The sequence below is a fragment of the Novosphingobium sp. SG707 genome (assembly GCF_012275515.1).
Lineage (GTDB): Bacteria > Pseudomonadota > Alphaproteobacteria > Sphingomonadales > Sphingomonadaceae > Novosphingobium.
The window spans coordinates 550,638-568,669 of sequence record NZ_JAAZQL010000002.1; the positions used below are offsets into that span (position 1 = coordinate 550,638).

The window sequence follows — 18,032 nt, forward strand, 5'->3', positions numbered from 1 at the left end:
CCCCTGATGGGCCACCACACCTGAACCCTCATTCTCTACCGCGCAACGCTCTTTCAGCGCTGGCTGGCATTTCCCTGAACCGTGGCGCGTTCCGCTGCCTGGCAATACGATCTCCCTCAAGACCGTGTCCGATTTGTTTCAACTTTTCGGGCCAAAGATAAAGAGGCGATCATCGCAAGTGTGGATTTTCGCCCCCAGTTGTGGTTATCGCGCAACATCACCGCGCCCAGCAGAGGGTTGGGGCGCCTTGAACGGAAAGTTTTACGTATGTCCGCCGGGAATATCGAGCGCGAATCCGGTTCTACCTTCATGCCGCGTTTCGATGCGCAGGGTCTTTTGACGGCCATCGCGGTCGATTCGGAGAGTCGGGAAATCCTGATGGTGGCGTTTATGGACGCAGAGGCGCTGGACAAAACGCGCGAGACGGGGCTGGCTCATTTCCATTCGCGTTCGCGCGGGAAACTGTGGCTGAAGGGCGAAACCTCGGGCCATTTCCTGCGGGTGCAGGAAATTCGCGTTGATTGCGATCAGGACGCGCTGGTCATGCTGTGCAAGCCGGAAGGCCCGGCCTGCCACACGGGCGCGCGCAGTTGCTTCTATCGCAAGCTGGAGGGCGATGCCCTGGCCCGTGTGGACTGAAGGCGGCTGGATTACGCAAAGATCTCGTCGAAGAAGCTGAGCATCGCGGCCCAGCTCTGACGGTCGGCGCTGGTGTTATAGCCCAGAAAGTCCTTACCACGCGCATCGCTGTCGGGGTCGGTAAAGCCATGGCGCACGCCCGCATAGGCGTGGAAATGCCAGTTGGCCCCGGCGGCGTCCAGTTCCTCCCACAGGCCGATGACGGCGCTGCGCGGGGCCAGCGGATCGGCATCGCCATGCAGCACCAGAATGCGCGCCTTGACGGCGCCGGGGGCGGCGGGCTTTTCCGTGCCGAAGACGCCGTGGAAGCTGACCGCTGCGGCAATGTCGGCCCCGTCACGCGCCAGTTCGAGCGCGGCCTGACCGCCCATGCAATAGCCGATCACGCCGACCTTGAGCCCTTCTGCGCCGGGCAGGGCGCGCAGCGCCGAGAGCGCGGCATGGAGGCGCGTGCGATAGGCATCCCAATCCCCGCGCAAAACCTCGGCCATCGGGAAGGAGGCTTCGAAACTGGCCACCGGCGCGCCGTAGAAATCGCCGACCATGGCCAGATAGCCCTGCTCGGCCAGAGCCAGCGCGCGTGCCTCGATGGCGGGGCCGATATTGGCGATGGTGGGCCAGATCAGGATCGCGGCGCGCGGCGTTCCGGCCGGACGCGCCACCCAGCCGGTCAGCGCGACATCACCGTCGGAATAGGAAACAGGCTGAAGCATGATCAATCATCCTCTTGTGGGGTAAAACGATTGGCTTTGCGGATTTGCGGAAACAGAAAGGCCCAGATCAGCGTCACCGCCACCGCGCCAAGGCCGCCGAACAGTACCGCTCCCTGCGCACCCAGCAACCATGCGGCAATGCCCGACTCCATCTCGCCCAATTCGTTGGAGGCGCCGATGGCCAGACCCGAAATGGCCGAAACCCGCCCGCGCATTTCATCGGGCGTATGCATCTGGACCAGCGTGGAGCGCACGAACATGCTGATCATGTCGGCCGCGCCCAGCACCGCCAGCATGGCCAGCGACAGCGCATAATTGGTGGAAACGGCAAACACTGCCGTCGCCGCGCCAAACAGCGCGACCGAGCCGAGCATGGTGATGCCCACCCGCCGCTCCAGCGGTTTGATCGACAACAGGATGCCCAGCACCGCCGCGCCCACCGCCGGAGCCGCGCGCATTTCGCCCAGACCCGTCGGCCCCACATGCAGGATATCGCGCGCATAGACCGGCAGCAGCGCCGTCGCCCCGGCCAGCATCACAGCGAAGAGATCGAGCGTGATGCAGCCCAGCAGGAACGGATTGCCGCGCACAAAGGTCAGCCCTTCCCACGCCATGCGCATCGGGTGAGTTTCACGATTGGCGGCATGGGCGGGCAGGGGCCGGATCGTCAGCAGCGCCAGCGCCGAAACACACAGCAGCGCGCAGGACATCCAATAGAAGAGCGACGGATGCCAGCCAAACAGCAATCCCGCCACCGCAGGCCCGGCAATCGTGCCCGATTGCATCGCCATGGAATTCATCGCAATCGCGCGGGGCAAGAGCGCAGGCGGCACGATCATCGGCGCGATGGCCCCCACCGAAGGCCCGACAAACACCCGCGCCGTGCCATGCGCCATACCCAGAAACAGCACCAGCGGCAGGCTGAGCCAGCCCTGCCATGTGGTGATGGCCAGCGTCAGCGCCATGGCCATATCGACCGAGACCGACAGCGCGCCGACCTTGCGCCGATCAAACCGGTCGGACACCACGCCCGAAACCGGGGTAAGCAAAAACATCGGCACGAATTGCACAAAGCCCAGCACCCCCAGCATGAAGGAGGCCTGGGCAATGGTCATTCCATAGGATTGGCGCGCCAGATCATAAAGCTGATAGCCGATGATGACCACCATGCCCGAGCCCGACAGCCAGGAGAGGAAACGGGCGATCCAAAATCGGCGATAGTCGGCGATTTGCAGAGGGTTGGTTGGCTCCATCACCGCGCCGATGTGGCAGGTGCAAAGCCGATTGCCAAGATACCAGTGCTTGTTGAGGGAAAAATCTGGCTTGTGGGCGCCTTTGGTCGGCGCCCCCGGTTCTGTCTTATCGGCGCAGGCGCGGGTTGGGTTGCAGCGCGGCGATCATGTTAGTGAAATCGTCCTGACGGATGATGCGTTCAAATTGAAAACCCGAACGATCATCGGTCGACCAGATCAGATGAGCCTCGATGCGCCCTACGACGGGCAAGCGGATCGTTACCCTTTCGCCGCGCCCCAATTCGACCTTGTTGCCGACCATGAAGCCGTGGATCGAAATATTGGCGATGTCGAGCATCACATCGCCCACGCGCCGGTGTTCGGCCACCACCCGGAAACTGACCGGATGGCGCGCGGCGCGGCGCAGTTCGGTAACCGAAAGCTGTGCCCCTGATGCCATGTGTCAATCTCCTGCATGAATTACGTCAAGGAGAGGCTTTTAGGACACAAATGGCGAAAAAATGGTAAATATGGCAAGAAGCTGCCGGTGGAGGCGGCAAGAGCTTGCCGCCTCCGAAAGCATCACAAAGCCTTGAGAATCCCGTGCTTCTTTTTGCCCGAGGAAAGGCGGATTTCTCCGCTTTCAAGGCTAATCGGCAGATTTTCATCGCTGACGGCAACGCCATCCAGCTTGGCCCCGCCGCCCGCGATCAGGCGCTTGGCTTCGCCACGGCTCGCCGCAAATCCAATTCCGACCAGCGCATCGATGATCGTGCAGCCTTCGGCCGGAACATGCCATACCGGCAGATCCGCGCCCAGACCGCCGCCCGCAAAGGTGGCGCTGGCGGTGGCTTCGGCGGCCTTGGCTGCTTCCTCGCCGCGCACCAGTTTCGTCACCTCATTGGCCAGCACGACCTTGGCGGCATTGATCTCGCTGCCCTCAAGCGCTTCCAGACGCGCGATTTCATCGAGCGGTAGGTCGGTGAACAGTTTGAGGAAGCGGCCCACGTCGCGGTCATCGGTGTTGCGCCAATATTGCCAGAAGTCATAGGCGGGCAGCGCATCATCATTGAGCCAGACCGCGCCGTTGACCGATTTGCCCATCTTGGCCCCATCGGCGGTGGTCAGCAGCGGAGTGGTCACACCGAACACTTCCACGCCGTCCATACGGCGGGTCAGTTCGATGCCGTTGACGATATTGCCCCATTGGTCCGACCCGCCCATCTGCAGGCGGCAGCCATAGCGCCTGGACAATTCGCGGAAGTCATAGCCCTGAAGAATCATGTAGTTGAATTCAAGGAAGGACAAAGACTGTTCGCGATCGAGCCTTGTTTTGACCGAATCGAAGGACAGCATCCGGTTGACGCTGAAATGCTGGCCCACCTCGCGCAGGAACGAGATATAGCCCAGCTTGTCGAGCCATTCGGCATTGTCGACCATGATCGCATCGCTAGGCCCGTCACCAAAGGTCAGGAAACGGTCGAAAACGCGGCGGATCGAGGCGACATTGTCCGCGATGATCTCGTCGGTCATCAGCTTGCGCGCTTCGTCCTTGAAGCTGGGGTCGCCGATCTTGCCGGTGCCGCCGCCCATCACCACGATGGGCTTGTGCCCGGCCTGTTGCAAACGGCGCAGCAGCATGATCTGCACCATCGACCCCACGTGCAGCGATGGCGCCGTGGGATCGAAGCCGATATAGCCCGGCACCACCTGTTTGCAGGCCAACGCATCGAGCGCGGCGGCATCGGTCAACTGGTGGATATAGCCCCGCTCGTCGAGCAGGCGCAGCAGGTCGGACTTGTATTCGGTCATGTTTGCCTCTTGATTGAGCGCGCCGCCTAGCACGGAGAATTCATTTTGGGAACTTTCTCGCTGATCTGTCATCCGCAAACGCCCGCCGTAGGGGTTAAATCCGTAAGCGTGGATTGGGAAGCGCGCGGCGATGCCTTGACGTTGACATATCGCGTGGGCGGGGCGGGGGGATTGGTGCTGCCCACGCCCGCGCATGCAGAGCGCCATGACGACCTGTGGAAGGCGACCTGTTTCGAGCTGTTTCTGGGGCGGGAGGGGACGAGCTATCAGGAGTTCAATTTCTCGCCCTCCTCGTGCTGGGCGACCTATGGTTTTGCCGCTTATCGCGAGGGCGGGCGCAATGCGGATATGTCCATCGCCCCGGCGATCGCCATGACACGGGCGGGCGATGAGGCGGTGTGCGAGGTCCGCCTGCCGCGCACGATCTTGGAGGGCGCGGTTTGCGCTGGTCTGACCGCTGTGATCGAAGAGGCGGGCGGCCACAAATCCTATTGGGCGCTGGCGCACGGCGAAGGGCGGCCCGATTTTCACAAGCGCTCTTGCTTCACGCTCCAGCTTGCGGCAGCGGAGGCACCATGACTGTTCTGTTCGGCCTTGACCGCCTGCTCGCTGATCCCTCGCTTCGTGCCCCGCTTGCCGGGCGCCGTGTGTCGCTCGTCGCGCATCCCGCCTCGCTGACCTCGGGGCTGGTGCATAGTCTTGATGCGCTGGCCGCCTGCGGCGATGTAAACCTGACCAGCGCCTTTGGTCCGCAACATGGGCTGAAGGGCGACAAGCAGGACAATATGGTCGAGACGGAGGACGAGTTCGACCCTGCGCTCGGCATACCGGTGTTCAGCCTTTATGGACAGGTGCGCCGCCCGACCCCGGCGATGATGGATACGGCCGACGTTTTCCTGTTTGATCTTCAGGATCTTGGCTGCCGGATCTACACTTTCGTCACCACGCTGCTCTATCTGTTGGAAGCCGCATCGGGCACGGGCAAGTCGGTCTGGGTGCTGGACAGGCCCAATCCGGCGGGGCGCCCCATCGAAGGGCTGACGCTGATCCCCGGACAGGAGAGCTTTGTCGGCGCCGGGCCGATGCCGATGCGCCATGGCCTGACGCTGGGCGAGATGGGGCGCTGGTTCGTCGATCATTTCAAGCTGGATGTCGATTACCGCGTCATCACGATGGAGGGCTGGGCCCCCGATGCGCCTGCGCGCGCCGGTCTTGCCGGTTTTGGCTGGCCCGAGGAGCGCCTCTGGATCAACCCCAGCCCGAATGCGGCCAGTCTCAACATGGCCCGCGCCTATGCCGGGACGGTGATGCTGGAGGGCACGAACCTGTCCGAAGGGCGCGGCACGACGCGGCCTTTGGAGGTGTTGTTCGGCGCACCGGACGTGGATGCCAAGGCTGTGCTGGCCGAGATGCAGGCATTTGCGCCGCAATGGATGACGGGATGTGCTCTGCGCGAATGCTGGTTCACGCCCACATTTCACAAGCATGTGGGCGAGCTGTGCAGCGCGCTGATGATCCATGCCGAGGGCGGGTTTTATGACCATCAGGCCTTCCGCCCCTGGCGTTTGCAAGCGCTGGCCTTCAAGGCGATCCGGCGGCTCTATCCCGATTATCCGCTGTGGCGCGATTTCCCCTATGAGTATGAGCTGACGCGCCTTGCCATTGATGTCATCAATGGCGGGCCGGCTTTGCGCGAATGGGTGGATGATGCAGGCTCTTGCGCCGCCGATCTCGACGCGATCACCACGCCGGACGAGGCGCGCTGGGCGGAGGAAATCCGGCCCTATCTGCTTTACTGAACGCGCGGTGGCGCGGCGCGATGCAGCCGCGCCACCAGCACAAACGAAATATACATCAACAGATACCACGCCCCCAGCTTGCCGGGCGAAACCATCACCCAGCCATGCCGCTGGCCCGGATAGAGCCATGCATTGGCGAAAGTGGCGATATTTTCCGCGATCCAGATAAAGCCCGCCACCAGAAACCACCCCAAGAGCAGCGGCATCCAGCGATGCACCCGCCAGTTGCGGAAATAGACCCGCGTGCGCCAGAACAGTATGCCGATCGCCGCAAACAGCCCCAGCCGAATATCGGGCAGCCAGTGATGGGCAAAGAAATTCACATAGATCAGCACGGCCACCAGCACCGTCAGCCTTTCATCAGGATAATGGCTGAAACGGAAATCAAAGATGCGCCAGACCCGCGCGATATAGCTGCCCACCGCCGCATACATGAAGCCGGAGAACAGCGGTACATTCCCGATCCGCAGAAACCCCGCCTCGGGATAGACCCATGACCCCTGCGCGGTCTTGAACAATTCCATCACCGTGCCGACGATGTGAAAGGCCGCGATCACCCATGCCTCCTCGCGGCTTTCCAGCCGCAGCGCCAGCATGGCGACCTGTATGCCCAGCGCGGAAAGCGTCAGCATGTCATAACGGGCCAGCGCCGCATGCGCCGGATAGAACAGATGCGTCATCAGCAGCAGGGCCAGCATCAGGCCGCCAAATAGGCATGCCCACCCCTGCTTGAACCCGAAGAGCAGGAATTCATAGACCCATGTGCGCCATCCGGGGCGCGGGGCGAAAGCTTCGATCCGGGCGCGGATGGCGGCAAATCGGGTGGGGCCGATAGGCGGAATCTGACGGGTATTTTTCCCACCACTTGTATGCATTGCTTACATTCCTTAAGGTCGGGGCAAAGCACAAGAGGATGCCTAGACGATGCTCAAACTCTATTCTTTCGGCCCGGCCGCCAATTCGATGAAGCCGCTGCTCACTCTTTATGAAAAGGGCACGCCGTTCGAAGGGCACCGCCTGAACCCGGCCATCTTTGAACATCATCAGGATTGGTTCAAGGCCATCAATCCGCGCGGACAGGTGCCCGCTCTGGTCGATGGCGACAAGGTGATTACCGAAAGCACGGTGATCTGCGAATATCTGGAAGATGAACACCCCGGCGAGGTGAAGTTGCGCCCCGCTGACTCCTATGGCCGCGCGCAAATGCGGATCTGGACCAAGTGGGTCGATGAATATTTCTGCTGGTGCGTCTCGACCATCGGCTGGCACCGCTATGTCGGCAATATGGTCAAAAGCCTGAGCGATGAGGCGTTCGAGGAGAAGGTGAAGGCCATCCCGGTCTTTGAGCAGCAGGTCAAATGGCGCCGCGCGCGCGAAGGCTTCCCGCAGGATCTGCTGGACGAGGAAATGCGCAAGATCGCCTTTTCGGTCACGCGCCTCAATGACCATCTGGCCGACCATGAATGGCTGGCGGGCGATATGTTCACGCTGGCCGATATCTGCAATTTCGCTATCGCCAATGGCATGAATTACAGCTTCCCCGAACTGGTGAACGAGGCTGATGCGCCGCATCTGGTGCGCTGGATTGCCCAGATCAACGCGCGCCCGGCCGTGCAGAAGATGTTTGCCGAAGTGCCGATGGAAAAGCTGCGCCCGCAGGATTGATGCCCATAGGCGCCGCCGGAATTACGCTGGCGGCGCTTTGGGAAATTGCGGCAGCGCCGGGTCCATCACCGCCCATGACGGCGCGCTGGCGGTCCAGATGATGCCGGTGGGCTTGGCAATTTCCGGATTGTCCAAGGCCCCCGCACGGATGCGATAGGCCACCGGCGGATCGAGCAGCGGCCGCGAAAACACATGGCTGCCGCAGGCGCTGCAAAAGGCGCGCTCGACCGTATTGCCGCTGTCGGCGGTCTTGTGGTGCAGCGTCACCGGCCCCGTCACCGTCACATTTTCCGGCGCGAACAAGGCGTTGACCGTGGCCGATCCGCTGGCCAGCCGCTGGCAGTCATGGCACCAGCACATGCGCGCGGCAATCGGTTCGCCCTTCAGCGAGAGCTTGACCGCGCCGCATAGGCATTGACCAGTATGGGTCATCTCAGTTCTCCTTGGCAATCCAGCGCGCCGTGGCCCAGCGCCGCAGGGGTTCATCCCAAAACCGCAGCGCCGCCCAGCCCAGCGCCACCGAGCCGATGTAAATCACCGGGGCCCAGAGGGCGAGGTCATGCGGATGCGGATCCAGCGCCATATCCCAATACCAATAGATGAAGGGATAATGGATGATATACAATGGGTAAGACAGGCGGCCCAGTGCCTTGGCGACTTTGCGCATCCCCGCGCTCATCCGCGAATGGGCGCCCATCAGAATGATAAGCGGAAAGAGCAGGGCAACATAGGCGAATTCCAGCAGCCCATTGGCCCAGCCCGGCTTGCCCCCCGGCACACCCGCGGCAAAGGCTACCGTCATCACGATGGCCAATCCGCCAAAACTCATCCGCAATGGCGTCAGGCTCGGCAGGACGCGGCGAAGCAGGATGCCGAAGATGAAGGGAAAGGCCAGACGAGCCTCCGCCATCCACCAGTGGCTCCATCCCCAGCCGACCGAGAGATTGCCATAGACCACCGCGCCCCAAGCCAGCAGCCCGCCCGCCGGGATCAGCAACCATGCCAGCACGCGCGGCGACAGGCGGTGCAGCACCAGCCCATAGGCGATCGAGCCGATATATTCCTGAAACAGCGTCCAAGTCGGCCCGTCGAGCGAATGGGTGTCCTCGGCCCGGTCGGCCAGTGTGGGATAGGGCAGCAGGAAAAGCCCCATGACCACCGCCGTCCAGAACCGCCCATCGACCACATGCGCCGCATGGGGGAAGGGGGCGTAAACCCATGCCAGCGCGCCGATCAGCGTGGCCAGCGGCACAATGGGGTGCAGCCGGACAAAGCGGCGCAGCATAAACCCGCCAAAGCCCAGCCCCTCGGCCATGCGCTGGTCATAGGCATGGGCGATGACAAAGCCCGAGAGCGCAAAGAAGAAATCCACCGCCAGCGCGCCATGCGGCAGCCAATTGTCCGCCATCACGCCTTTGGACAGGATCTCGCTGATATGGAAAACCAGAACAAGCAGCGCGGCGACACCGCGCAAGCCGTCCAGCACCTCGAAATGCGATTTGGTGGCCATTAGGCGTCGATCATTTCAGGGTCGATATCGGCGGCGCGGTTCTGGATGAAGTGGAAGCGGTGTTCCGGGTTGCGGCCCATCAGGCGGTCCACCAGATCCTTCACCTGCGCCCGGTCCTCATATTCCTGCGGCAGGGTGATGCGCACCAGGCTGCGCTTGGCCGGGTCCATCGTGGTTTCGCGCAATTGCTGCGGGTTCATTTCGCCAAGGCCCTTGAACCGGCCCACCTCGACCTTCTTGCCCTTGAACTTGGTCTTTTCCAGCTCGGCCCGGTGTGCGTCATCGCGGGCATAGGCGCTCTCCTTGCCCGCCGTCAGGCGGTACAGCGGCGGCTGGGCCAGATAGAGATGCCCTTTACGCACCACATCGGGCATTTCCTGAAAGAAGAAGGTCATCAAAAGCGTAGCGATATGTGCGCCGTCGACATCGGCGTCGGTCATGATGATGATGCGGTCATAGCGCAAAAGGTCGGGATTGCAGTCCTTGCGCAGCCCGCAGCCCATCGCCAGCGACAGATCGGCGATTTCCTGATTGGCGCGGATCTTGTCGAGCGAGGCGCTGGCCACGTTCAGGATCTTGCCGCGAATGGGCAGGATGGCCTGCGTTTTGCGGTCGCGGGCCTGCTTGGCGCTGCCGCCTGCCGAATCGCCTTCCACGATGAACAGTTCGGTCTCGCCTTCGCCTTCGCCGCTGCAATCGGTCAGCTTGCCCGGCAGGCGCAGCTTGCGCGCATTGGTGGCGGTCTTGCGCTTGACCTCGCGCTCGGCCTTGCGACGCAGACGCTCGTCCATCCGCTCCATCACATGGCCCAGCAGCGCCTTGCCGCGATCCATATTGTCGGTCAGGAAATGGTCGAAATGGTCGCGCACCGCATTTTCCACCAGACGCGCGGCCTCGGGGCTGGTCAGGCGGTCCTTGGTCTGGGACTGAAACTGCGGGTCGCGGATAAAGACGCTGAGCATCGCCTCGCAGCAGGTCACCACGTCTTCGGGGGCGATGTCCTTGGCCTTTTTATTGCCCACCAAATCGCCAAAAGCGCGGATGCCCTTGGTCAGCGCCGCGCGCAGGCCCTGTTCATGGGTGCCGCCATCGGGCGTGGGGATGGTGTTGCAATAATAGGAATAGGCGCCTTCGGACCACAGCGGCCAGGCGATCGCCCATTCGACGCGGCCATTCATTTCGCCGGGGAAGTCCTGCGATCCAGCAAAGGGTGCGGCGGTCACGCATTCGCGCGTGGCCAGTTGTTCGGCCAGATGGTCGGCCAGACCACCGGGAAACTGGAACGTGGCCTCGGCAGGCACATCCTCGGAGGCCAGCGAGGGGGAGCATTTCCAGCGGATTTCCACGCCCGCAAACAGATAGGCCTTGGAGCGCACCAGTTTGAACAGGCGGGCAGGCTTGAAGCGGGCATCCGTGCCGAAAATTTCGGTATCGGGCGTGAACTGCACGCTGGTGCCGCGCCGGTTGGGCGCCGCGCCGACCTTCTTGATCGGGCCGAGGGTCTGGCCCTTGGAAAATTCCTGCGCGAACAATTCCTTGTTGATCGCCACCTCAACCCGCGTCAGCGTCGAAAGCGCATTGACCACGCTGATGCCCACGCCGTGCAGACCGCCGCTGGTGGCATAGGCCTTGCCGGAAAACTTGCCGCCCGAATGGAGCGTTGAAAGGATCACCTCCAGCGCGGATTTGCCGGGAAACTTGGGATGTTCGCCCACGGGAATGCCGCGGCCATTGTCGATGATGGTGATGCGCCCGGGCGTTCCGGGCTCTTCCTCAAGCATGACCTCGATGCGGTTGGCATGGCCCGCGACGGCCTCGTCCATCGCATTGTCCAGGACTTCGGCCACAAGATGGTGGAGCGCGCGTTCGTCGGTGCCGCCGATATACATGCCGGGGCGGCGGCGCACCGGTTCAAGGCCCTCGAGCACCTCGATCGCATTGGCGTCATAGGCCTCGCCCGAGGGGCCGCGTGGGGTTTCAAACAGATCGTCCGACATGAACGACAGACTAGACCGGCGTTGGTCCCGAACGCAAGCGCCCCACGCCCTGAAATCCCCTGAAACCTCAGTCCTCGAAGCGCGACGGCGCGGGGCTGAGCACATTGATCGCCCCGCCGCGCGCCTCGCGCACTTCCAGCGCGCGCTCGATCACCTGATTGCTGTTGAAGCGGAAGATGCCGTCCAGCCCGAGGAACCCGCCCCGATCCAGCAGGCGCCCGGTGGGGAAGGGCGTGCCCGGCGCCCATTCGCGCGCAATGCGCAAGCTCAGCAGCACGCTGTCATAACCCAGCGTGGCCGCGCGATAGGGCGGCTGGCCAAAGCGCGCCTTATAGCTTTCGGTGAACCGGCCAAAGCGCTGATCCGAAAGGGCGGCAAACCATGCGCCGTTCAGCGCGGGCGTGCGCGCCACCACGGCCTCTCCGGCCCACAGTTCATTGCCCAGAATGCGCAGACCCGGCGCCGCGATTTTCAGCAGCGGCGCGGCCTGCGCGGCCATCGCCGCCGTATCGCCGATCACCACCGCATCAAACGCCCCGCGCCCTTTCAGCCGCCGCACAGCCGCCGTCAGCGAGCCCTTGGAGCGATCATAGCTTTCCATGCCCACCAGCGTGCCGCCCGCCGCGCGCACCGCCGCAATGGTGGCATTGCCCGCCCGTTCGCCATAATTGCCCAGCGGCATCAGCGCGGCAAAGCGGGTCAGACCCTGCGCGCGGGCATATTTGACCTCGCGCGCGATGGTTTGGGCCGGAACCGCCCCCATCACGAACACATCATTGCCCGCCACGCCAGCGTCTCCGGTATAGGAAATCACCGGCACATGGGCCGGGCGCGCCGTCTGCGCCACGGCCAGCGCATCCTCGCCCAGCATCGGGCCCAGGATCAGCCGGTTGCCATCGGCCAGCGCCTTAGCTGCCGCCGCCGCCGGGCCGGGCGATGTGTCATAGGTGGTGATGCGGATCTTGGTGGCGTTGGTGTCCAGCAGGGCCATGGTCGTGGCATTGGCCATCGCCTGACCCACCGCGCTGCCCGGGCCCGAAAGCGGCACCAGCAGCGCGATGCGATGGCGTCCTTCGTCGGCGGGCAGTTGCGCGGTGGGCGGGGGCGGCGCATTGGGCGTTTCCACCGGTCCCTTGGGCACGACCGTACAGGCCGAAAGCAGCGCGGTGACGCCAAGGGTCATGCTTTTGCGCCAAAGCGTGCGGCTTGCGGGGGCCTTGGGCTGTTCCATCTTTTTTGTCCTGTTGGCTTGCTCCGGTCGGCCCTGCTATGAAGCTGACCTATGGAACAAAAACTCTCTTCTGGCCTGTATATTGTCGCCACGCCAATTGGCAATCTCCGCGATATCACCCTGCGCGCTATCGAGACATTGCGAGACGTGGCGGCGGTGGCCTGTGAGGATACGCGGGTTACCGGGCGTTTGTTGCAGCATCTGGACATCAAAGCGCGCATGATCCGCTATGACGACCATGCCGATGAGCGCGCGCGTGAAGGCTTGCTGGCGCTGATGGCGGATCATCCGGTGGCGCTGGTGTCGGATGCGGGCACGCCGCTGGTGTCGGATCCGGGCTATCGGCTGGTGCGCGAATGCCGCGAGCGAGGCATTCCCGTCACCTCGATTCCCGGCCCCAGCGCGGCGATTGTGGGTATTACGCTTTCGGGCCTGCCTTCGGACAAGTTTCTGTTTGCCGGGTTCTTGCCGCCCAAGGAAAAGGCGCGCGAACATGCCTTGGCCGAGCTGGCCGTGGTGCCTTCGACACTGGTGTTTTACGAAACCGCGCCGCGCCTGACCGATGCTCTGGCCGCGATTGCCAAGGTTCTGCCGGGGCGCGAGGTGGCCGTGGCGCGCGAATTGACCAAGATGTTCGAGGAATGCCGTAGCGGCACGCCCGATGAACTGATCGAGCATTACACCGCCAATCCGCCGCGCGGCGAGATCGTGCTGATGGTCGGCCCCGCGGTGGCGGAGGCGGCCAGTATGGAGGATGCCGAAAAGCTGCTGCGCGAACAATTGCGCGAGTTGAAGCCCAGCCAGGCCGCCGCCGCCGTGGCCAAGGCCACCGGGCTGGACCGCAAGGCGTTGTATGCCTTGGCGCTCACCTTGAAATGAACTGGAAACGCGAGGCCGACCGCATTGCCGCCGAGGCGAGGGGGCGGCATGGGGAAACGCTGGCCTGCGGCTGGCTGCGCGATCAGGGTTTCGAGATCGTGGCCCAGCGGGTGAAAACCCCGCGGGGCGAGGTGGACATCATTGCTCGCCAGCCGGGGTTGGTCGTTTTCGTCGAGGTCAAATGGCGCGCCCGCGAGGCTGATCTCGATTTTGCCATCGACCAGCGCCGTTTGACCCGTGTGGCGCGCGCGGCCGAATTGCTGTGGCCGGACTATGCTAAAGCCGGGGATGATATGCGGGTAGATATTCTGTTGCTTGCGCCCGGCGCGATGGTGCGCCACATCGCCAACGCATGGATGCCGATCTGATCGGTGCTGGAGAATTTGCCAATGTCACTGCGTGTTGCCGTTCAGATGGACCCCTTGCCCTCGATCAATGTTGCGGGCGATTCCACCTTTGCCCTGATGCTCTCGGCGCAGGCGCGGGGGCATTCGCTGTGGTATTACGATGTCGGCACACTGGCATGGGAATCGACGGCGGACGGAAAGGGCCGGGTTTCTGCTTGGGCCGCTCCGGTTATCGTGCATCGCCCGCAGGCGGGCGAATCGCATTACAAGCTGGGCGAATTTGCCAATATCGACCTTGGCGCGGATATTGACGTGGTGCTGATGCGTCAGGACCCGCCGTTCGATCTGGGCTATATCACCGGCGCGCATATCCTTGAAAAGCTTAAAGGGCAGACGCTGGTCGTCAATGACCCGGAACAGGTGCGCAATGCGCCCGAAAAGGTCTTTGTGCTCGATTTCGCGCAATTCATGCCGCCGACGCTGGTGGCCCGCCGGATCGAGGATGTGCGCGGCTTTCAAAAGCGCATGGTCGAGCGCGGTTTCGGCGGCGATCTGGTCATCAAGCCGCTGCATGGCAATGGCGGCAAGGCGGTGTTCCGCGTGCCCGCCGGCGGCGACAATCTGGGCGCGCTGATCGAAGTGTTCACCCAGATGTGGAAGGAACCCTTCATGGTGCAGCCCTTCCTGCCCGATGTGTCCAAGGGCGACAAGCGCATCGTGCTGGTCGACGGCGAGGTGGCGGGCGCGATCAACCGCAAGCCTGGCGAGGGCGAATTCCGCAGCAATCTGGCCGTGGGCGGCAGCGCCGAGGCGACCGAGCTGACCGAACGCGAGGCGGAAATTTGCCGCGTTTTGGGGCCGGAATTGCGCGCGCGCGGGCTGGTCTTTGTCGGCATTGATGTGATCGGCGGGCAATGGCTGACGGAAATCAACGTAACTTCGCCCACCGGCATCGTCGCCATCGACCGTTTCAACAACAGCGATTGCGGCGCGATGATCTGGGCCGCGATCGAACGGCGGCATAAGGATATGACGGCAGCCTGAGGATGCGCCTCGATCAACTGACGGCGCTGCGGTTCTTCGCGGCGCTGGCGGTGCTGGCCTCGCATCTCTGGCCGCTGGCCGAATATCCCAATGCGTTGCAGCCTATCGCGCGCACCCTCTTTCACGAGGGCTATGCGGGCGTGTCCTTCTTCTTCATGCTTTCCGGCTATATCCTTGCCCATACCTATCAGGCGCGGCTGGCAGAAGGACGGATCGGCGGCTGGCACTATTTCACGCTCCGGCTGGCGCGAGTGTTGCCGCTGCACTGGCTGGTGGGCGTGCCGCTGGCGGTGCTGGCGCTGGTTCAGGAAGGCGCGGGCGTCTGGCCCAAGGTGGCGGTCAATCTGTCGCTGCTACAAGCATGGGTGCCGCGCTCGGACTGGTATTTCACCATCAACGAGCCAAGCTGGAGCCTGTCGGACGAGGCGTTTTTCTATGCCTGTTTTGCGGGATTGGCGCTGAAGCCGCTGCGGCGGCTGGGGTTGCTGGCGGCGGGCTTGCTGGCGCTCAATCTGGGCGTGGTGGTCTGGCGTGTGGCATGGGGGCAGGGGGCGATTCTCGCGGGCGATGAGCCTACGCTGACTCATTGGCTGACCTATATCAGCCCGGTTTCGCGCCTGCTCGATTTTATCGTAGGGATGCTGGTCTATCGCCTGCCGCGCCGGGGCGGGACGGGGGCGGAGGCGGCCGCGCTCGCGCTGCTGCTCTGCGCGATGGTGGCCTATCCTTTGCTGGGCCTGCCCGATGTGTGGCGGATGCAACTGGCCTATCTGCCGCTGATGGCCTTGTTCATCTGGATCTTTGGCGCCGGCGGCGGGGCCTTGTCGGGATGGCTGGCGCGACAAGGCTGGCTGATTCTGCTGGGCGATGCCTCCTTTGCGCTTTATCTGGTGCATCTGCCGGTGGTGCATGGCGCGTTGGCAGTGCAGGACCGGCTGGGCGATGATGCGTTGCCATGGCTGCCATGGGCAGGGCTGGTCAGTCTGGCCGTGGTGGCGCTGTCGGTGGCGGTCTATCGCTGGGTCGAGGTGCCGGTGCTGCGCTGGATGCGGCCCCGGATTGACGGGTGGTTCCGGGATTAATCTTCCGCGCGTTTAATCTTCGGCTCTGGGGTGCGCATTGCGATAGGCGTCGAGCAGCACGGCGGCATCGACCCTTGTGTAAACCTGCGTCGAGGACAGGCTGACATGGCCCAGCAATTCCTGAATTGAGCGCAGATCCGCCCCCGCGCCCAACAGATGCGTGGCAAAGGAATGGCGCAGCGCATGGGGCGTGGCCGTATCGGGCAGGCCGAGCATCCCGCGCGCATCGGCCACCGCCTTTTGCACCGCTGACTGATAGAGCGCCGCGCCCTTTACCGTGCGAAACAGCGCCTTGTCCCGCTCCACCGGATAGGGGCAGGCGTTGAGGTAAGCCGCAATCGCCTCGCGCACGGCGGGCAGGATGGCGATCACGCGCTGCTTGCTCCGCTTGCCGGTGATGGTCAGCCGGTCGCCCATCGGCCAGTCCGCGCCGGTCAGCGACAAAGCCTCCGCGATACGCAGTCCTGCGCCATAGAGCAGCAGCAGCACTGCCCGGTCGCGCAAGCCCTGCCAATCATCGCGCGCATTGACATGCACCAGATCGGCAAGGTCGGTCGCCTCGTCGGGCGTGACCGGGCGGGGGATGCCGCGCTTGACCCGGGGGCCGCGCAGCCGGGGCGGGGCGGGTTTTACCATGCCCGCCTTTTCGCGGGCAAAGCTGAGGAAACCGCGCAAGGCCGACAATTCGCGCGCGACCGAGATATTGGCGATGCCATCCTCGCGCCGCTCGGCCAGAAAATGGCGCAGGCCCGCCGTGTCGATCCGCGCCAGCGCCGCCCAGTCATAGGCCTCCAGCGCATCCATCAGCCGCCCCGCCGTGGCCATATAGGCGCGCACCGTATGCGGGCTGCGGCGGCGGGCGTCGGTCAGATGCGCGTGCCATGCGGTCAGCACTTCGGCGCGGGCGGCGAGGAAGGCGGCCGCCTCGTTCATCCGGCCAAACCGTCGGGCGTGACCTGCGCGATCAGGCTGTTCAAGACCAGCATCCCGGCCTCGGTCGCCCCGATGCGCTGCCCTTCCTGCCACATCAGCCCTTGCCGGATGAAGAGCGCCAGCTTGTCCGCCTCGATCAGATCGCCCCGCGCCAGACCCAGCCGGGAGGCCAGCGCGCCCACATCCATTCCCTCGGCCAGACGCAGGCCCATCAGCACCGCTTCGGCCCCCTGTTCGGCGGAAGAAAGTGCGCGCTCCTCCTGCGTGCCATGGCCCTTGGCGGCGACCGAGGTGAGCCAGTTTTCGGGTTTCTTGTGCCGTGTGGTCGCAAATCCTCCGCGCCGCCCATGCGCCCCCGGCCCAATCCCGGCATAGTCGCGATAGCGCCAATAGGTCAGGTTGTGGCGGCTTTCCTGCCCCGGCCTTGCATGGTTCGACACTTCATAGGCGGGCAATCCGGCGCGCGCGGTGACCGCGCGGGTCATCGCAAACAGGTCGGCGGCCGGATCATCCTCCAGCGGGGCAAAGGCACCCTCGCGCACCAGAGTAGCAAAGCGCGTGCCTTCCTCGATGGTCAGTTGATAGAGCGAGAGGTGATCGGTGCCCAGCGCGAGGGCGCGGTTGAGTTCGGCCTCCCACGCATCGGCGGACTGATCGGGGCGGGCATAGATGAGGTCGAAGCTGACGCGGGAAAAATGCTCCTGCGCCACGCCGAGCGCGGCCAGTGCCTCGTCCACACCATGCAGGCGGCCAAGGAAACGCAGAGCCGCATCATCGAGAGCCTGAACCCCCAGCGAGACGCGATTGACCCCCGCGCTGGCCAGCGCGGCAAAATTGGCGGCCTCCACACTCGACGGATTGGCCTCCAGCGTGATCTCGATGCCGGGGGCAAAACCCCAGAGCCGCTGCGCCTCCTCCAGCAAGGCGGCGACCAGCGCGGGCGGCATCAGGCTGGGCGTGCCGCCGCCGAAAAAGATACTCTCCAGCGCCTCGCCGCCCGCCATCTCGGCCTCGCGCCGCAGGTCGGCCAGCAGCGCCCCACGCCAAAGATCATGGTCCACTCCATCGCGCACATGGCTGTTGAAGTCGCAATAGGGGCATTTCTTGAGACAGAAGGGCCAGTGAATATAAAGTGCGCGCGCCATGGCT

At 63.8% G+C, this 18,032-nt stretch carries 19 protein-coding genes; 8 read left to right on the forward strand and 11 right to left on the reverse strand.

Annotated features, from left to right (window positions below):
* Positions 1 to 267: 267 nt before the first annotated feature.
* On the forward strand, positions 268 to 639 hold the full coding sequence (hisI, locus tag FHW92_RS07270; protein WP_168602887.1) for a phosphoribosyl-AMP cyclohydrolase: 372 nt from the start codon (positions 268 to 270) through the stop codon (positions 637 to 639).
* Between the two features lie 11 nt (positions 640 to 650).
* On the opposite strand, the gene FHW92_RS07275 is transcribed toward hisI, so the two are convergent.
* The 4 genes from FHW92_RS07275 to tyrS form a co-directional block, all read right to left on the reverse strand.
* Positions 651 to 1,352: a dienelactone hydrolase family protein gene (locus FHW92_RS07275; RefSeq protein WP_172249230.1), complete on the reverse strand. Its 702-nt coding sequence runs from the start codon at positions 1,350 to 1,352 to the stop codon at positions 651 to 653.
* A 2-nt stretch (positions 1,353 to 1,354) separates the two neighbouring features.
* Positions 1,355 to 2,605 carry an MFS transporter gene (locus FHW92_RS07280; RefSeq protein ID WP_168602888.1) on the reverse strand — a complete coding sequence of 417 codons (1,251 nt, stop codon included), beginning with the start codon at positions 2,603 to 2,605 and terminating at the stop codon, positions 1,355 to 1,357.
* Positions 2,606 to 2,711: 106 nt separating this feature from the next.
* A complete protein-coding gene (locus FHW92_RS07285) occupies positions 2,712 to 3,044 on the reverse strand; it encodes a PilZ domain-containing protein (RefSeq protein WP_168602579.1) in 333 nt (110 codons plus the stop codon).
* A 122-nt stretch (positions 3,045 to 3,166) separates the two neighbouring features.
* Positions 3,167 to 4,396 carry a tyrosine--tRNA ligase gene (gene tyrS / locus FHW92_RS07290; protein WP_168602580.1) on the reverse strand — a complete coding sequence of 410 codons (1,230 nt, stop codon included), beginning with the start codon at positions 4,394 to 4,396 and terminating at the stop codon, positions 3,167 to 3,169.
* A 135-nt stretch (positions 4,397 to 4,531) separates the two neighbouring features.
* On the opposite strand from tyrS, the gene FHW92_RS07295 reads away from it, so the two are divergent.
* Positions 4,532 to 4,975 carry a DOMON-like domain-containing protein gene (locus tag FHW92_RS07295; RefSeq protein ID WP_168602581.1) on the forward strand — a complete coding sequence of 148 codons (444 nt, stop codon included), beginning with the start codon at positions 4,532 to 4,534 and terminating at the stop codon, positions 4,973 to 4,975.
* Entirely contained in the window at positions 4,972 to 6,195 is a 1,224-nt protein-coding gene (locus tag FHW92_RS07300; RefSeq protein ID WP_168602582.1) for a DUF1343 domain-containing protein, read from the forward strand. Before FHW92_RS07295 ends, FHW92_RS07300 begins: the two co-directional genes overlap by 4 nt.
* Here FHW92_RS07300 and FHW92_RS07305 read toward each other — a convergent pair.
* A complete protein-coding gene (locus tag FHW92_RS07305; protein WP_168602583.1) occupies positions 6,189 to 7,070 on the reverse strand; it encodes a DUF817 domain-containing protein in 882 nt (293 codons plus the stop codon). The two genes, FHW92_RS07300 and FHW92_RS07305, sit on opposite strands and share 7 nt — an antisense overlap.
* Positions 7,071 to 7,119: 49 nt before the next feature.
* Here FHW92_RS07305 and FHW92_RS07310 point away from each other — a divergent pair, with 49 nt between their 5' ends.
* Entirely contained in the window at positions 7,120 to 7,860 is a 741-nt protein-coding gene (locus FHW92_RS07310; protein ID WP_168602584.1) for a glutathione S-transferase family protein, read from the forward strand.
* Between the two features lie 21 nt (positions 7,861 to 7,881).
* Here the strand turns inward: FHW92_RS07310 and FHW92_RS07315 are convergent, their stop codons facing one another.
* From FHW92_RS07315 to FHW92_RS07330, 4 genes are all read right to left on the reverse strand, one after another.
* Positions 7,882 to 8,292, reverse strand: a complete 411-nt coding sequence (locus FHW92_RS07315; RefSeq protein ID WP_168602585.1) for a GFA family protein — start codon at positions 8,290 to 8,292, stop codon at positions 7,882 to 7,884.
* A gap of 1 nt (position 8,293) precedes the next feature.
* Positions 8,294 to 9,370, reverse strand: coding sequence for an acyltransferase (locus FHW92_RS07320; RefSeq protein WP_168602586.1), 1,077 nt, complete (start codon positions 9,368 to 9,370; stop codon positions 8,294 to 8,296).
* A complete protein-coding gene (parE, locus tag FHW92_RS07325; protein WP_168602587.1) occupies positions 9,370 to 11,367 on the reverse strand; it encodes a DNA topoisomerase IV subunit B in 1,998 nt (665 codons plus the stop codon). The genes FHW92_RS07320 and parE overlap by 1 nt, the downstream gene beginning before the upstream one ends.
* Positions 11,368 to 11,434: 67 nt before the next feature.
* Positions 11,435 to 12,598 (reverse strand): penicillin-binding protein activator, encoded by a 1,164-nt coding sequence (locus tag FHW92_RS07330; RefSeq protein WP_168602588.1) that lies wholly within the window; start codon positions 12,596 to 12,598, stop codon positions 11,435 to 11,437.
* 51 nt (positions 12,599 to 12,649) lie between these two features.
* Between FHW92_RS07330 and rsmI the strand changes: the two genes are divergently transcribed.
* From rsmI to FHW92_RS07350, 4 genes are read left to right on the forward strand one after another with little or no spacing between them, the layout of a single operon-like run.
* On the forward strand, positions 12,650 to 13,477 hold the full coding sequence (gene rsmI, locus FHW92_RS07335) for a 16S rRNA (cytidine(1402)-2'-O)-methyltransferase (RefSeq protein WP_168602589.1): 828 nt from the start codon (positions 12,650 to 12,652) through the stop codon (positions 13,475 to 13,477).
* Entirely contained in the window at positions 13,474 to 13,845 is a 372-nt protein-coding gene (locus FHW92_RS07340) for a YraN family protein (protein ID WP_168602590.1), read from the forward strand. Before rsmI ends, FHW92_RS07340 begins: the two co-directional genes overlap by 4 nt.
* Before the next feature lie 21 nt (positions 13,846 to 13,866).
* Positions 13,867 to 14,868 (forward strand): glutathione synthase, encoded by a 1,002-nt coding sequence (gene gshB, locus FHW92_RS07345; protein WP_168602591.1) that lies wholly within the window; start codon positions 13,867 to 13,869, stop codon positions 14,866 to 14,868.
* Positions 14,869 to 14,870: 2 nt separating this feature from the next.
* Positions 14,871 to 15,950, forward strand: a complete 1,080-nt coding sequence (locus tag FHW92_RS07350) for an acyltransferase (protein WP_168602592.1) — start codon at positions 14,871 to 14,873, stop codon at positions 15,948 to 15,950.
* Between the two features lie 12 nt (positions 15,951 to 15,962).
* On the opposite strand, the gene FHW92_RS07355 is transcribed toward FHW92_RS07350, so the two are convergent.
* Positions 15,963 to 16,883, reverse strand: a complete 921-nt coding sequence (locus tag FHW92_RS07355; RefSeq protein ID WP_168602593.1) for a tyrosine recombinase XerC — start codon at positions 16,881 to 16,883, stop codon at positions 15,963 to 15,965.
* Complete coding sequence (gene hemW, locus FHW92_RS07360) at positions 16,880 to 18,028, reverse strand: radical SAM family heme chaperone HemW (RefSeq protein ID WP_168602594.1); 1,149 nt, start codon at positions 18,026 to 18,028, stop codon at positions 16,880 to 16,882. Before hemW ends, FHW92_RS07355 begins: the two co-directional genes overlap by 4 nt.
* Positions 18,029 to 18,032 lie beyond the last annotated feature (4 nt).

Bases quoted from the DNA above. Each gene is read 5' to 3' on its own strand.
- FHW92_RS07355 (WP_168602593.1), bottom strand. From the start codon at position 16,883: ATGAACGAGGCGGCCGCCTTCCTCGCCGCCCGCGCCGAAGTGCTGACC.
- FHW92_RS07280 (WP_168602888.1), bottom strand. From the start codon at position 2,605: ATGGAGCCAACCAACCCTCTGCAAATCGCCGACTATCGCCGATTTTGG.
- FHW92_RS07300 (WP_168602582.1), top strand. From the start codon at position 4,972: ATGACTGTTCTGTTCGGCCTTGACCGCCTGCTCGCTGATCCCTCGCTT.
- FHW92_RS07275 (WP_172249230.1), bottom strand. From the start codon at position 1,352: ATGCTTCAGCCTGTTTCCTATTCCGACGGTGATGTCGCGCTGACCGGC.
- FHW92_RS07320 (WP_168602586.1), bottom strand. From the start codon at position 9,370: ATGGCCACCAAATCGCATTTCGAGGTGCTGGACGGCTTGCGCGGTGTC.
- hisI (WP_168602887.1), top strand. From the start codon at position 268: ATGTCCGCCGGGAATATCGAGCGCGAATCCGGTTCTACCTTCATGCCG.
- FHW92_RS07315 (WP_168602585.1), bottom strand. From the start codon at position 8,292: ATGACCCATACTGGTCAATGCCTATGCGGCGCGGTCAAGCTCTCGCTG.
- FHW92_RS07285 (WP_168602579.1), bottom strand. From the start codon at position 3,044: ATGGCATCAGGGGCACAGCTTTCGGTTACCGAACTGCGCCGCGCCGCG.
- FHW92_RS07310 (WP_168602584.1), top strand. From the start codon at position 7,120: ATGCTCAAACTCTATTCTTTCGGCCCGGCCGCCAATTCGATGAAGCCG.
- rsmI (WP_168602589.1), top strand. From the start codon at position 12,650: ATGGAACAAAAACTCTCTTCTGGCCTGTATATTGTCGCCACGCCAATT.
- tyrS (WP_168602580.1), bottom strand. From the start codon at position 4,396: ATGACCGAATACAAGTCCGACCTGCTGCGCCTGCTCGACGAGCGGGGC.
- hemW (WP_168602594.1), bottom strand. From the start codon at position 18,028: ATGGCGCGCGCACTTTATATTCACTGGCCCTTCTGTCTCAAGAAATGC.
- gshB (WP_168602591.1), top strand. From the start codon at position 13,867: ATGTCACTGCGTGTTGCCGTTCAGATGGACCCCTTGCCCTCGATCAAT.
- FHW92_RS07305 (WP_168602583.1), bottom strand. From the start codon at position 7,070: ATGCATACAAGTGGTGGGAAAAATACCCGTCAGATTCCGCCTATCGGC.
- FHW92_RS07350 (WP_168602592.1), top strand. From the start codon at position 14,871: ATGCGCCTCGATCAACTGACGGCGCTGCGGTTCTTCGCGGCGCTGGCG.
- FHW92_RS07330 (WP_168602588.1), bottom strand. From the start codon at position 12,598: ATGGAACAGCCCAAGGCCCCCGCAAGCCGCACGCTTTGGCGCAAAAGC.
- parE (WP_168602587.1), bottom strand. From the start codon at position 11,367: ATGTCGGACGATCTGTTTGAAACCCCACGCGGCCCCTCGGGCGAGGCC.
- FHW92_RS07340 (WP_168602590.1), top strand. From the start codon at position 13,474: ATGAACTGGAAACGCGAGGCCGACCGCATTGCCGCCGAGGCGAGGGGG.